The organism is Sphingobacterium anhuiense, assembly GCF_042686355.1.
Classification (GTDB): Bacteria; Bacteroidota; Bacteroidia; order Sphingobacteriales; family Sphingobacteriaceae; genus Sphingobacterium; species Sphingobacterium anhuiense.
The window spans coordinates 1,045,818-1,059,610 of sequence record NZ_JBHUPE010000004.1 but is presented as its reverse complement, the minus strand read 5'-3'; the positions used below and the strand labels follow the sequence as shown (position 1 = coordinate 1,059,610).

Annotated in this window: 14 protein-coding genes; 8 read left to right on the top strand and 6 right to left on the bottom strand. The window is 35.4% G+C overall.

The window, feature by feature from the left end:
- Positions 1-2 precede the first annotated feature (2 nt).
- From ACFS6I_RS10215 to ACFS6I_RS10200, 4 genes are all read left to right on the top strand, one after another.
- Positions 3-1,214 (top strand): MFS transporter, encoded by a 1,212-nt coding sequence (locus ACFS6I_RS10215; RefSeq protein ID WP_380920182.1) that lies wholly within the window; start codon positions 3-5, stop codon positions 1,212-1,214.
- Entirely contained in the window at positions 1,207-1,722 is a 516-nt protein-coding gene (locus tag ACFS6I_RS10210; protein WP_380920180.1) for a GNAT family N-acetyltransferase, read from the top strand. Before ACFS6I_RS10215 ends, ACFS6I_RS10210 begins: the two co-directional genes overlap by 8 nt.
- A 118-nt stretch (positions 1,723-1,840) precedes the next feature.
- Positions 1,841-2,023 carry a hypothetical protein gene (locus ACFS6I_RS10205; protein WP_380920178.1) on the top strand — a complete coding sequence of 61 codons (183 nt, stop codon included), beginning with the start codon at positions 1,841-1,843 and terminating at the stop codon, positions 2,021-2,023.
- Between the two features lie 224 nt (positions 2,024-2,247).
- Positions 2,248-3,033, top strand: coding sequence for a hypothetical protein (locus ACFS6I_RS10200; RefSeq protein WP_380920176.1), 786 nt, complete (start codon positions 2,248-2,250; stop codon positions 3,031-3,033).
- A gap of 295 nt (positions 3,034-3,328) precedes the next feature.
- Here ACFS6I_RS10200 and ACFS6I_RS10195 read toward each other — a convergent pair whose 3' ends face one another.
- The 3 genes from ACFS6I_RS10195 to ACFS6I_RS10185 form a co-directional block, all read right to left on the bottom strand.
- Positions 3,329-3,964, bottom strand: a complete 636-nt coding sequence (locus tag ACFS6I_RS10195) for an MgtC/SapB family protein (RefSeq protein WP_380920174.1) — start codon at positions 3,962-3,964, stop codon at positions 3,329-3,331.
- 602 nt (positions 3,965-4,566) lie between these two features.
- Entirely contained in the window at positions 4,567-5,097 is a 531-nt protein-coding gene (locus ACFS6I_RS10190) for a GNAT family N-acetyltransferase (protein WP_380920172.1), read from the bottom strand.
- 273 nt (positions 5,098-5,370) lie between these two features.
- Positions 5,371-7,323 carry an ATP-binding protein gene (locus tag ACFS6I_RS10185; RefSeq protein WP_380920170.1) on the bottom strand — a complete coding sequence of 651 codons (1,953 nt, stop codon included), beginning with the start codon at positions 7,321-7,323 and terminating at the stop codon, positions 5,371-5,373.
- A gap of 281 nt (positions 7,324-7,604) precedes the next feature.
- Here ACFS6I_RS10185 and ACFS6I_RS10180 point away from each other — a divergent pair, with 281 nt between their 5' ends.
- Complete coding sequence (locus tag ACFS6I_RS10180) at positions 7,605-7,898, top strand: hypothetical protein (protein ID WP_380920168.1); 294 nt, start codon at positions 7,605-7,607, stop codon at positions 7,896-7,898.
- Positions 7,899-8,225: 327 nt separating this feature from the next.
- Here the strand turns inward: ACFS6I_RS10180 and ilvD are convergent, their stop codons facing one another.
- The 3 genes from ilvD to ACFS6I_RS10165 all read right to left on the bottom strand — a co-directional run bounded on the left by ilvD (position 8,226) and on the right by ACFS6I_RS10165 (position 11,397).
- Positions 8,226-9,914 (bottom strand): dihydroxy-acid dehydratase, encoded by a 1,689-nt coding sequence (gene ilvD / locus ACFS6I_RS10175; RefSeq protein WP_380920166.1) that lies wholly within the window; start codon positions 9,912-9,914, stop codon positions 8,226-8,228.
- A 72-nt stretch (positions 9,915-9,986) separates the two neighbouring features.
- The gene (locus ACFS6I_RS10170; RefSeq protein ID WP_380920164.1) at positions 9,987-10,550 is read right to left on the bottom strand and encodes a Crp/Fnr family transcriptional regulator; all 564 of its coding nucleotides are present in this window, start codon (positions 10,548-10,550) and stop codon (positions 9,987-9,989) included.
- A gap of 346 nt (positions 10,551-10,896) precedes the next feature.
- Positions 10,897-11,397, bottom strand: a complete 501-nt coding sequence (locus ACFS6I_RS10165) for a GNAT family N-acetyltransferase (RefSeq protein ID WP_380920162.1) — start codon at positions 11,395-11,397, stop codon at positions 10,897-10,899.
- 343 nt (positions 11,398-11,740) lie between these two features.
- Between ACFS6I_RS10165 and ACFS6I_RS10160 the strand changes: the two genes are divergently transcribed.
- The 3 genes from ACFS6I_RS10160 to ACFS6I_RS10150 all read left to right on the top strand — a co-directional run bounded on the left by ACFS6I_RS10160 (position 11,741) and on the right by ACFS6I_RS10150 (position 13,764).
- Positions 11,741-11,974 (top strand): hypothetical protein, encoded by a 234-nt coding sequence (locus ACFS6I_RS10160; protein WP_094772536.1) that lies wholly within the window; start codon positions 11,741-11,743, stop codon positions 11,972-11,974.
- Positions 11,975-12,004: 30 nt separating this feature from the next.
- Positions 12,005-12,244 (top strand): hypothetical protein, encoded by a 240-nt coding sequence (locus tag ACFS6I_RS10155; protein ID WP_380920159.1) that lies wholly within the window; start codon positions 12,005-12,007, stop codon positions 12,242-12,244.
- Positions 12,245-13,275: 1,031 nt separating this feature from the next.
- Positions 13,276-13,764, top strand: a complete 489-nt coding sequence (locus ACFS6I_RS10150) for a DUF6985 domain-containing protein (RefSeq protein ID WP_380920158.1) — start codon at positions 13,276-13,278, stop codon at positions 13,762-13,764.
- Positions 13,765-13,793 lie beyond the last annotated feature (29 nt).

Here is a 13,793-nt window from a genome sequence, read left to right as displayed (position 1 = left end):
ATATGAAACCATTGCCTCAGTCTATAGAAAGCGGAAAGTTGAATTTTTTAGAAGTTCTGATTTTGGGCATCGCGCAAATCATACTTTGGGGAGGTTCGTATTTTTTACTGTCAGTCTTAGCGAAGGACATTATAGCGGAAATGAGCTGGTCTTATCAGCAAGTTTATGGCTGCCTCTCACTAGCCCTTTTGGTGTCAGGTCTGCTATTGCCTTTAGTGGGTCGGACAATACAGCAGACTGATCGTAATGCAGTACTACTTTTTTCGGGCTTAGTGATGGCGATGGGTTTGATCATCATCGGCAGTTCAAGTAATTTTCTAATGTTTGCTTCAGGATGGGTGATTATCGGTACAGCAATGGCAATGGGTTTATATGATGCATTGTTTGCTGCAATTGGTAAAAGATACAGTTTCAACGTAGCAAAGTCAATCGTTTGGATCACTCTGGTATCCAGTTTAGCACCTTCTGTTTCTTGGTTATTTACAAGTTATATTTTGGATAGTTTTGGATGGAGGAATACCTGCTATATATATGCCATATTGTTGATCATTACTATATTTCCGATTCACATGCATGTTTTCAAAAATAAAGCAGGAAACAAAAGCATAATAAAGGATGAGACCTTGGAATCCTCAGTCGAGCTCTTCCGTTCTAAATTGTATTATTTATTATCAGCAAATTTTACTCTTGGTGCGGTCATAACCACCACCATTATCATACACTTAATTGAAATATTACTACACGGCAAGACCGAGATGTCAATGGTGTTAATTGTAGTTTCTTTTTTAGGACCAAGCCAAGCCATGGCACGAGTTATGGAGTTGATCATTGGAAAAAGGACCGCTATTGAAATGTCCTTTATTTCTACCACAATCATTTTTTTTGGTATGGTAATGATTTTTGCATCACCAATACTTGCAATACCAGGAGTAATAGTTTTTGGAATAGGAAACGGGATGCGTTCAGTTTTGAGAGGAACCTTGCCATTGTCGGTTTATGGGCGGGACAATTATGCCTTGATTATTGGAAGACTTGCCCGGATGCCGTTACTAGCACAAGCAACAGCTCCTTTCCTAGGAGGATATCTTATTCAGCAATTTGGTATGGTATTTTTTTTATGTGTAATCAGTTTTATGGCAATCGTAAATATTTTTTTAATTGCACTAATCAAACAAGCAATAGAACAGTATAAATTAATTTCAATCCATGAATAATATGAAATATTCTTTTAGACAGGCTACAGCAGGAGATGCTGTTCAAATTTGGAAAATTTTAGAAAAAGCGATCAAGAGACGAAAAGAGGATGGTAGTAAACAATGGCAAGATGGCTATCCTAATCTATCCGTTATTGAAAATGATATTAAAAACAGTGTTGGTTACGTATTGGTAGATGAAGATATTATCGTTGGTTATTGTGCTATTTTGATAAATGATGAACCAGCATATGCTAACATAAAGGGATCTTGGTTGACTAATGGTGATTTTGTGGTTTACCACAGGGTTGCAATTTCTGAAAAGTATCTTGGTCAAGGATTGGCTCAGATAATGTTGCAGCATATCGAAGATTTTGCACTTAAACATAATATTTATAGTGTAAAGGTTGATACTAATTTTGATAATACGGGCATGCTTTGGATATTGCAAAAAATGAGCTATCACTATTGTGGTGAAGTAATATTCAGAGGAAGTCCAAGAAAAGCCTTTGAGAAAATTTTAAAATAAGGTAGATGAAATTATATTCATAATTATAGCATTTGGAGGTTTGAGTTTATCCATCATATTTTAAAAATTTATCATGGATTGTCCCAATTTAAGAGGTGCCAATATTGATTAAGCGTGAATGAATAAGAAAAGTAGAAGACCTGCTTGTTCAGACGATAAGGATTCTGTTGATAGTCAAGAGTTCAATAATATATGTTTATGGCATTCGGTACTTGAGGAAGCCATTGATAGAGGGTATGATACAGGTTACTCCAAAGGGTTTGAAAGCCAATTACTCAAAGGTTGGCTGGAAAACAAGTAGGAGTAACTAATTGAAAATGGTTTATATAGCGTAAATTATTATATTAGAGCATAATAACCCTGGATCTTTCACTTTAATCTTTTAGAAGATCCGGTAAACTTGAATACGATTATATGATAAGGGTATATTTTATTCACTGGTGGTTTCCTTGTTAGCACTTGCGTGTGGACATGAAATAACCGATGGATATTTAAAAGGAAACAGCTATTAAAATTTCAATGCACATGAGAATTAAGTTTTTGAAAAAAATATCAGTAATTGTTTTTCTATCCCTAGTGGTGCTATCCTGTGATCAGAAAGTAACAACAAGCAGTGGTGTCACATCCAAAGCAGGACAAGTATCTGTTGCAAATGAAGGATCGGCACGTCTTAAGTCTAGACCGGAAACTATTGAATTGGCAATAGAAAAAATAAGTAGTGCAGAATTCCTTTCTGCAAAGCAACATGCGAAAGTAAATATACCTTTGGAGAAAATTTCAGATTTAAAGATCGTTCAGAAAAAACTTGCTGGAATCGTAGAATTTGAAGAGAAGGGAAATTACCTGGGTATAAAAAAAATTAATTTCAGGGATGGTAGATCGGTCCAAAATGACGTTGACCTCAGTGAATGCGCTTTTGTTTCATACTTTCCTTCCGAGGACATTTTGCTGTTGGAATGCGGCCATACAATGGATGTAAGCTTTGATCTGTCCACAGGACAGACTACTTATGAGATAGGAAACTTAAACTATGTAACCACATCACCATCGGGGAAATATAGATTGAACAAAGTATTCGAGGGACAGGAATGCTACAGCCATTTTATCCAGGTAAGGAACAACGGTAAATTTAAAAAGATCGCGGAGCTCAATGATTTCTTTGAAAAGAAAACCGGCAAATGGCTTTGCGTAATAGAACAGGAATTTTGGTCAGACGATTCTACTCTTTATTTTGGTCTGTTGACCGAATATAAAGAAGAAGGCAACGAATATGAATTTTACAAAGTAAATATGACCAGCAGTGGTAAGTAACTACAAGTTTCGTCTATCAATGTTAGTAAATCATTTTCAATAGGTATTTCTGTATGAAATTAAATGTATAGAAATTTAATAATCATTCATATATATTACCGACACTTATATTATGTCAAATCTCTTTTCAAGTTTGATAACGCCGTTTTCTATGATCTGAAAAGTCCATATCTCCTGTTGACTTTCCCAATCATAATGAAAGATTGGGTTGCTAAACATCAGGGTGAGAGACAGTGAAAGGGATAAATATTTGTACCCATCTACCCTTAGCACTAACTATCAGCTTTTTGCGGGATTAAGAGAAGCTTAAGATTTCTGATCGGGTAGCAAGCGTTTCGCTCATTTCTAATAAGTATCTTTTTTTACCTGATACTTTGAAGTTTACTATTAAATGATCGTTTTCTTTTACAATTTCCATCCGTTCTAAAGTAAGTCCTTTTGTATTTAAAATTTTTTCCAATTGTGGGATCTGATTAAAGTCAGGATCACGAAAGGTTACACTCAAGAGCTGTTCTTTTTGTAGTTGTGCAATCATTCGTTCCACCCTGGTAACCATTAATAATACCCCAAGAGTTATTAAAGTTAGGCATAGCGCAAGCGCATGATAACCTATTCCTGCTGTCATTCCGATTGCCGCAGAAGTCCAGATTACAGCAGCAGTCGTCAAGCCACGAATAGAAATTTTGTCTTTAAAAATTACACCTGCCCCAATAAATCCAATACCTGTAATAATATTTGCCGAAATTCGGTCATCAGTACCTGCGCCATGCTGGGAAACAATGGTGAAAATGGTCGAACCCAGTGAAATTAGAATTATTGTTCTAAAGCCGGCAGACTTATTTTTGTATTCCCTTTCAAAGCCAATGACTCCTCCACATATGATAGAAATAACCATTGCTACCATATCTTTAATTTCTACTGTAAAATCCATTCGTAAATCCTCTTATATTTATTGCTTCTTTTTAACTTCTTTGGCTGATTTTGTTAAGCTCGCAAAAGGAATTAGCTATTTTGCAAACCTATTGACAAACCTATATAGGAATCAAATCCATATGTATTCAAAGACCCTTCGGTCAATATGAGTACAAGTATTAAAAACTTCGACTCATTTTATTTTTGAATATGATGAAATTATCTGAAATATATAGTTCACTAATATACCTAAATCATCTAATGTTTTTATAGCTAGTCCATTTCCCACTTAGTCAACTACCTTCTCAGAAAGAAGATATTATAGCAGTCAAGTTGATATCGTCTGTTACATTTTGAATGATAATCGATATTTTTGATTATTAAACTTGTATTGTGCTATCCTTGCTCATAACATCCCCGTGTTTATTATTTGTAAGTGTCTAGATTTTAAATTGTGATAAACACCAACTTTATAATCTTCCCATCTTCAGAACACTTAAATATTGGCTTGCTTTTAAGTTGCAGTTCTTGTTTTTTCTCATTACCGTTTAGAAGAGCTGTGGCTAACTTAACTTCTTGGTAGATTGGGGTTACATGGAAACTGTATAAGATAATGGGTATTTATTCGTAAAATTCTTTAGGATAAACGACTTCGCCATTAATATTTTTCAAAGAATCAGGCTGTAATTCTATTGCCATACAATTTTCCTTAGGAACATCAAATGGTAGGGATATACCAAATTCCTCTGCAAGTTTATATCCAAAGCGTGGATAGTAATTCTCATGTCCTAACAATATAATGGATTGATACCCCAAATCCTTTGCTCTTTGATGTGCCTCTTTAATGAGTTTTCCTCCGATTCCCTTACCTTGAAATTCAGGTAGGACTGATACAGGCGCCAGTGCCAGAGACGTTATTTCATCATCAGAAGTCTTTATCTTAATCTCCGTTAATAAGATATGACCCACTATATTGTTCTCTATTTCTGCGACAATTGATAACTCGGGTACAAATGCTTGGGATTTTCTTAATTTTTCTACTAAAAAATGTTCTTTATGGTCACTATATTCCTGATCCTTAAAAGCTTTTTTAATTAAATCAAAAATTGAAAGATAATCTTTCTTGTTTTCTTCTCTTATGGTGGTATGCATTTTTAATATTTTTATTTATATAAATGGTCAAGAATTTCATTCATTCAAGCCTTATTAAAATACCTAATTTAAAAATAAGCAATTATGGTTTGATTTTCACCAAAAGTATATATAGATCCTGATTGACTGCATTTGTACCCTTGCTATTCAAAGCGATGAATGAAACAGGGGAGGATCAACCTATAGCCACACTTTATGCACAATTGCTGACGAATGATTTAACCGGTGCGCAGTTTAAGCTAATTTGCAAAACTATCAGCAGTTCAGACAGCGTTATGGGTTGAATGGTAAGGTAAAGGAGAATATACTTCCTTCATCTTTTACACTCTGAACCTGAATGGTTCCATCATGCAGTTCGATAATTTCTCTACAAAGATAAAGTCCAATACCGAACCCCGATATCACCCCGCCACTCGTTTCCTTCACTCGATAATAACGTTCGAATATCCGTTGCTGATCTTCCTCAGAAATCCCTTTTCCAAGATCTTGAACATTCACTTTTAAACTGTTACCGTTGGTAGAAAAATCTACTTTGATCGTCGATCTGAGAGGCGAATATTTGACCGCATTTCCAATAAGGTTATGGAGTACCTGCGCTATTTTTTCACGATCGGCATGTATCATTATTTTTCCAGATGCTTTAAACAGAAAATGATGCGTTTTGATCGTCGACAGCACTTCATCTTCAATTTCGGCAAACAGTGATTGAAAATCAAAAATAGTTTTCATCAGATGCAACTGACCCGAATCAAGCCTGGAAACGTTAAGAAACCCATTTATCATGGTGTTCATATATTGTACTTGCTTTACAGATTTCCCCAGCATATTTTGCGACATAGGATCTTTTGTAGGTAGATCCATCCGTTGCAATATCTGCAGATAAGCCTTAAGAGAGGTAAGAGGTGTTTTAAGTTCATGGCTCACCATTCCAATGAAATCATCTTTTCGCTGTTCCTCTTTTTTTTGTTCGGTAATATCCCTCAAAGTACCATTTAAGCTGAGTGGATTACCTTTCCTATCATAGAACACCCTTCCGTTCGCCTGCAGCAATCTAATTTTTTTATCAACATTATTTTGAATCCGATATTCTATGAAATAATGACCATCAGAATCTTTACTTAACACGTGCTCGATGGCCAGCGACACGCGATCTCGATCTTCCGGCAAAATAACTGCGATGGCCAGAGAGAGATCCATGTTTTCGTCTGATGAAAGGCCAAACCATTTCTTAAGAAGCGGATTTCCGGAAAAGAGATTTGTTTTAGTTTGGTAGTAGAAGGTCGCGAGCTCGCCCGCATCTACTGCTAGGTTCAGCATCTGTTGATCCTTTTCATTCTTCTTACGCAGCATTACCTGTTGGGTAATTTCTTCAAGAATGACCAAAACACCTGAAATACTGCCATCATGAGAAAATATAGGCTGATAGATGGAATTGACGATTGCCTCTCTCAACCCGGCTTTATCAAGCAGTTTAACTGTAAATTCTGTGTTTATCTTAGGCTCACCACTTTGGTATACATGTTTAAGCCAATTGTTAACGGGTTGTCCCCGCATTTCCGGGCGGGCACTTTCGTGCGGATATCCAATGACTTCCGACTCTTCTCGTCCCCATATCTTAAGAATCGCAGGATTGGCGATTTCAATATGATGTTCAGGCCCTTTTAACATGGCGATTCCGACAGGTGCCTGTTCTATAATTGTACGAATGTATTCCCTGCTGTCGGCCAGTTGCTTGATATACCTGTTGAGCTCTTCGTTGGTTGATGTCAATTCTTCGAGGGTCGCAGCCATTTCTTCGTTGAGCGCCTGTTCTTTTTCTTCTTTATGTTTGATCTGCTCTAAAAACTCACGGCGAGAGGTCACCTCCAGTGCTGTATTCAGTATACACCAAGTTTTATTGTTTTCATCAACAAGAGCTCTATATTCGTAATCGTAATAATCAAGCGTCTCCTTTCCGTTCTTTATTAACTTTGCAGGAGCCGAAGAAACAGAATACGTTTTCCCAGTCCACCAAACCTCTTGCAGCAGCTCTAAAAAAGGCTGTCCCTCCAATTCAGGAATTGCCTCTATCAAGGGTTTGCCTATCACAGAAGCGTCTTTGCCCCAAACCGCCAGCATTCCTTCATTAGCAAAACGGATGATCATATTCTCACCGCTATAAATAGCGGTAGGTGAGGGCGAGGAAGCCAGTGCCTGAATAACTAAATCAGAGCTAAAGGGAATCATATTTGGACTTTCTTGGGAATTCATTACAAACAAAAATATGAAAGATAATTCATTTATAGATAATGGTTTTAAAATATGATTTTAGTGTAATGACCTATGAATGGTTGATAAAAGTATACATCTAAATTTTAGATCAATTGCTAGCAATTCTATTTATCACCCTTTAGCAAATAAAAGATTTCTTTTATCGAATAATCAAGTACATCATGCGAATAGATATCTTCTGAAAAAATTGATTAAACTAATTGTATTTTAGTGGTAAGTTATACGTTAAAAAGCAAATGAGAAAAAAATTAATTAAGCATTTATTTTTAAGACTTTTAATTGGTGCAGCACCTATAGTTTTTTTTGCAATAGGAATGTTTGCTAAAGTAGAGAGTGGTAACAATGGGATGTCGCTAAACTTGGAGAAATTTTTACCGGTTTGCCTAATTTTAATTTATGTTTCTTTTCTAATTATTGAAGGGCTTAATCATCTTATAAATGGTAGAATCAGTTATGGATTATGTAGTATTAGTGCAGTTGTCATTTTAGTTGTGGTATTTTTATTCATTATGTATTTAGAACATCTGTAATGAAAAAACGCTCAAAAAGCTTGGTTCTATACCCTTAGTATTACAAAATTTCACTAAGGATGAGGCTGATTTAAAGATGGATATGGATATGTGGATATATCTATTGAAAAACATAAGTGAACTTGATAAAATACCGGATTTTTGGATAAACTGGTATTAGGCCTTACCATTGAAGAGATCGAAAAACTGAAATAAATCAAAGAAATTATATAAGAATATAGAAATCCATTCTGTCAAGAATGGATTTCTATGTTTTATACCATCCCTATAGCTTCCCGTATTTTTTAGTTAAGAACTAGTTGGACCGAGACTCTCAATTAATCAAGATTATAAGTCTGATTTCAAAACAGCACCGTTGCTTGCATTAGTAACCAAGGCCCTATATTGACCAAGCCACTTTGATTTCAATGTTTTTTTTATAGGTACAAACGTTGTTTTTCGTCTGTCAATTTCCTCATCATCCAAATTAACAGATAAGATGTAATTATCTACATCAATATGAATTTCGTCACCATTCTTAAGTAAGCCAATCATGCCACCCTCGGCTGCTTCTGGCGATACGTGGCCGATTGAGGCTCCTCTTGTTGCTCCACTAAATCTTCCATCTGTAATTAGTGCAACAGAACTTCCTAATCCCATGCCCATGATCAAACTTGTGGGAGTTAACATTTCCTGCATGCCTGGTCCGCCCTTAGGACCTTCATATCTAATTACCACGACATCACCCGCCTTTACTTCTTTCATTAGTATACCTGTAATAGCTTCATCTTGTCCATCATAACATACCGCCTTACCGGTAAATACCCTTGCACCGGTAAGGCCAGCTGTTTTTATAACAGCACCTTCCTCAGCAAGATTGCCGTAAAGAATGGCTAATCCGCCTACCGGACTGTAAGGATTGTCAATAGTTCGGATGATATTCTGATCTTTTATCTCTGCATTCGCAATTTTTTCTAGTAATGTTTCCCCGCCGATTGTCAAATTGTCTAATAAAACTGTATCACCCCTTTTTGTCATTTCCTTCATCACTGCATTTACACCACCAGCCTTATTAATGTCTTCCATGTGTACGGTTGATAGGCTAGGAGATATCTTCGCGATATGAGCAACTTTTTTAGAAATCTCATTGATGTCTTTGAGTTGAAAATTAACATCTGCTTCATTAGCAATAGCCAGCATATGTAAAACCGTGTTTGAGCTTCCGCCCATTGCCATATCCACAGCAAAAGCATTCCTGACGGCATTTTCATTCAAAATGTTTTTTAACTTAAAGCGTTCACCAGCAGCCTCGTCCTTTGCTATTTCACAAATTCGTTTCGCAGCACTTCTGTATAGTGCCTCACGTTCACTCGTTTGAGCTAGTATTGTTCCGTTTCCGGGTAGCGCAATACCCATAGCTTCCATTAACGTATTCATGGAATTTGCGGTAAACATGCCCGAACAGCTACCTCCGCTAGGGCAGGCATTACATTCAATATCCAGTAGTTCTTCATCACTGATCTTTCCTGCCTCGTGTTTCCCAACAGCTTCAAAAGCAGAGGCAAGATCAATTGGACTCCCATCTTTTTTATATCCTTTGGCCATTGGACCACCGCTCACAAAAATTGTTGGCACATTCACTCTAAGAGCACCCATGATCATTCCCGGAACTATTTTGTCACAGTTGGGTATCGCTATCATTGCGTCAAGTTTGTGCGCATTCATCACTGTTTCTATTGAGCTTGCAATAAGTTCTCTGCTTGGTAGTGAAAATAGCATCCCATCATGTCCCATAGCAATGCCATCATCGACACCGATTGTATTAAATTCGAATGGAACACATCCATTTGCCCTGATCTCATCTTTTATGATCTCAGCTACTTTATTCAGAAAAAAATGTCCTGGAATTATTTCTATAAATGAGTTTGCTACACCGATAAATGGCTTTGCAAAATCTTCGTCTTTTAGTCCTGTAGCTCGGAACAATGATCTATGTGGTGTTCTATGATTCCCTTTTTTTACTTCGTCACTTCTCATATTGAAAATTTATTTATACCTGCAGATTCTAACAGGATAGGTGATATATAATAGTTCTGGTTCATGTAGGTACTATATCTGAGACTTTAGCCTACTGAGTGTTTCCGGCGATATATTCATGTAGGCAGCAAGATTGGAATTGGACAACCTTTGTATAAGTTCCGGATTGTTTTTAAGTAGATTGCGATAACGTTCGGTAGCACTCTGTGTAAGTAGATTACCTAATTTGGAAGTAATGACCGTTAATCCGTATTCCAGTATATAAATATACATTTTGTCCCATTCAGGTATAGTTTTTCTTAAATAGGAAAAGTCCTCATATGTAATCACTAAAAGTTGTGATGTTTCCACAGCCTGAATATATTCTGTCGAAGGCTCTCTTGAAATAAAGCTCACAATCGAGGTTAGAAACGTATTTTCAAATGCCATAAACCTTGTAATGATACTTTGATCATCATAAGAATAATACAATCGAAGACAGCCCTCGTTAATAAAAAAAAGTCGGTTTGCTACTGCGCCATACTCAAGCAACTGTTCGTTTTTCTTTGCTTCAACTGGTTTAAAGTATGAAATAACAGTGGCTAATTGGTCCCCATTGAGCATTGTTATCTTTTGGATTAAGTCTGCAAGTATCATTGTAATCTTAGATCTAACTTTATTGAAAGTCAAAGTTGCAACAAAAATATTTAAGAAACATTGACGAAGGTCAAAATCGGACCAGTAATAACTGATGCATATTTTTTGAAGAAGTCATCGGTGAAATGGTGTGGTGCAGCGTAATTGATTTTGGCAACGGAGAATCCGTATTAAGAAAAGTGAAAGTCTAATAAAAAAGAAGTAATATTATTAGTTCAACAGCTGAATTAGGATTTACTATCAATAGAAGAAGAACATTAGTACATCATCTTTAGCCTTCATCATATGAATAATGCAAAACGATTGACCGAATTTGTACCCTTACTATTCAATACAATGAGTACATTTAAACTAATTTTTTTTCCATAATAGAATCCTCCATGATAAAACCATCACCAATATCAATGTTCTCTTCTCCGACTTTCTCAAAACCTATACCCATATAAAAATCGATAGCAGAATTATCTCTATTCACATTTAAAGAAAGACTGTAATTTTTGTTTTTCATTGCAATATCTGTCATTGTTTTCATGAGTAATTTTCCGACACCCTTTCCCTGTGATTCAGGAAGAATGTAGATTTTATGAATTTTTGTTTTCGATAAACCTTTATAATTCAATTCGTAAGAAGCATAGCCCAAATGCTTTATTTCATCTTTTACGATTAGAAACTGATGGCCCTTATTTGTGGTCTGTTCAGTTAATGCATTTGTGCTGTACATCATATCAAGCATATAATTGATCTGTTCCTCTGATAAAATAAGGCCGAAAGTATCTGGCCAAGTTTCATGAGCGATCTTTTGGATAATAGGATAATCACTTGAAGTTGCAGTATAAATAGTAAGCATGATTATTTTGAATTTTTAAAATCTTTATTTTTTATTATCATCTAGTAATTGTCTAAATATAATAAATCATTGGTATTCAATGTGAAAAAAATAAAGTGTAATAAAACTAAAAAATATAGTAAATAAAAGCTAATATATTTAGTTTTATTATTTATCTTTGGATATTGAATAAGGATGGACACGCTACAAGATAACCGGTTGCTCAACATTCTTTCGTGTTCATCCTGTTCAATATTAAATTAAAGCAGGGTAGGGTTCTGTAAGTTCGCTTTATAGTAAAGTAATTTAGGATCGAAATGTCAACCCTGTTGGAAGAAAGCAAAAACGATAAATACTAATTGCGATGAATGTACCATTGACAATCGAGATCTTGAAGGACTTAAAGCATAAGGGATATAATATCCTGAAGTCCGACAATAGTGTGGATGATGTTATACAGCATTTTGTCCCAACAAAAGTAAACGACCTATGGGCGTTTATGAGTGAATTTAAGGAAGAGTCTGCGACAGTCGTGATTGAGCAGATCCTAGATGTGCCCGAAGAAGTGTTAGAAGGAAAATTCTTAAGGGTTTTCTGATTGATCTTTTAATTTTTAAAAACTATACAGATGAATTTAAAGCAAATACACGAAGAATATATACTCAATCATCCTACAGCTGTAAGAACAGGTAAAAGTAGATCACAGCTAACTTTTAGACAGATTGCCGGTATCCGAGAGTCAGCCTTTAGTATATCTCAGTTATTTACGATAGCAGATGGTGAAGAGATTATTAGACAAGGTTTTGCTCGCTGGCCAGATGTAATAGCAGGAGAGTTGGAACTGCTCAAGAAGAGAATGGTTGATTGATGTTTAAAGCAAGTTAATTATTCTCGTTTTGCATAAGAATCTGCTGATTTTTTATCTTAACTATTATTCGCTTTGCCACTCCTCTACATTATTTAATAAGCAGCAGATGCAGTATATTTTTAAATTATCCCTAACATAAATCCCTGTAATTACCTTAATGGGTTGTTATGTTAATAGAAATGATTTTTTTATCGTTAAAATAGATTTATGTTTCAGTTATATTAACAAACATTATATCGACTAGTAGCTAACTTCAAAATATTAATAGTTTTTGATCAAAAACAAGTAAATCTTCCCATAGATACCGTATAAAAACATTGTTTGTTGTATAAAAAATATTATCTTTTCCAATCATATTAACGTTTATTATCCATTATTTACAATAGCAGACGTTGAAGAGATTATTAGACAAGGTTTTGCTCGTTGGCCAGATGTAATAGCAGGGGAGTTGGAGTTATTGAAGAAGAGATTGGTTGATTAATATGTATAATGGGAGAGTTTTCGTCTTCAGTTTTATCAAATACCGGATCCTCTTTGGGATAAAGGAATGTCATCGGATCTATTTCTTTTTTATCTCTTCCTCCACTTTATGGTAAAAATCATGCTCAGTCACGTTCATGGTGAATTACATGTAGTAAGGAAGTTTCGAGTAGAATCCTTTAAGCCCCATTAAAGAAAAAAATATCACGAAAAATCTTTCTTAGCGTGGGTGATAGAAACGGCACTCCTTTAATAGGCAAAAGACATCGTGGACAGTAAGGCCCTCCGTTCCTTTTAGGAATGTGACGTGAGGGAGGGAAACGCCCAAAAGAGCTCGCTCATGTCAATGAAAGGGTTTTCCTTCCTGATTTCATAAATTATTAACTCAATAAGGAGATATAAAAAGAAAAAAAGAATTATATTGTTTATCTGTATTCTCATGAATACTGGCTTGTAAGAATCATTAATTTCGGCATGCCACCGACCGAAATGTAATTGTATTTTATAGAACTGACGACAATGACAGGAAAAATAAATAAAGAATAAAAATTATGACACATAGATATTGGGGAAATGTTGAAGCAGATTGGGCTGGATTTTCGTCCGACATAACTTTCTCAAATCCTTTTTTTGACACCCAAAACGTTGAAGTTTTTTTGGGAGATGAATATGATGAAGATGGAGAAGAAATTGAAGAACTACCGAGCGAAAAACAGTTGACAGAATTTGCAGAAACTTATCAAAATTTTATAGCGGATATTGAGACTAATATCAAAAGTATTCAAGACAAAGCCTATGAAAGATATTTAAAATTATATGCACATTTCTATGAAAATTCTGAAAAATCAGGTGAACCAGCATTTAATATTAACAACGCCGATAAACATAATGACCATATTAAAGAGATTATGTACTTGAGAGTTTTGGATGAAAAGACAATTAAAGTATCTATTCGTTACAAATTGGATTCAGAACATGGACTTGAATTTAAGTTTGTAGGTGGACAAATAACAGATGTTGGTGGAATTGCAGAAACATAACGATAAAAAATTCCACTAACAAGGGTTTT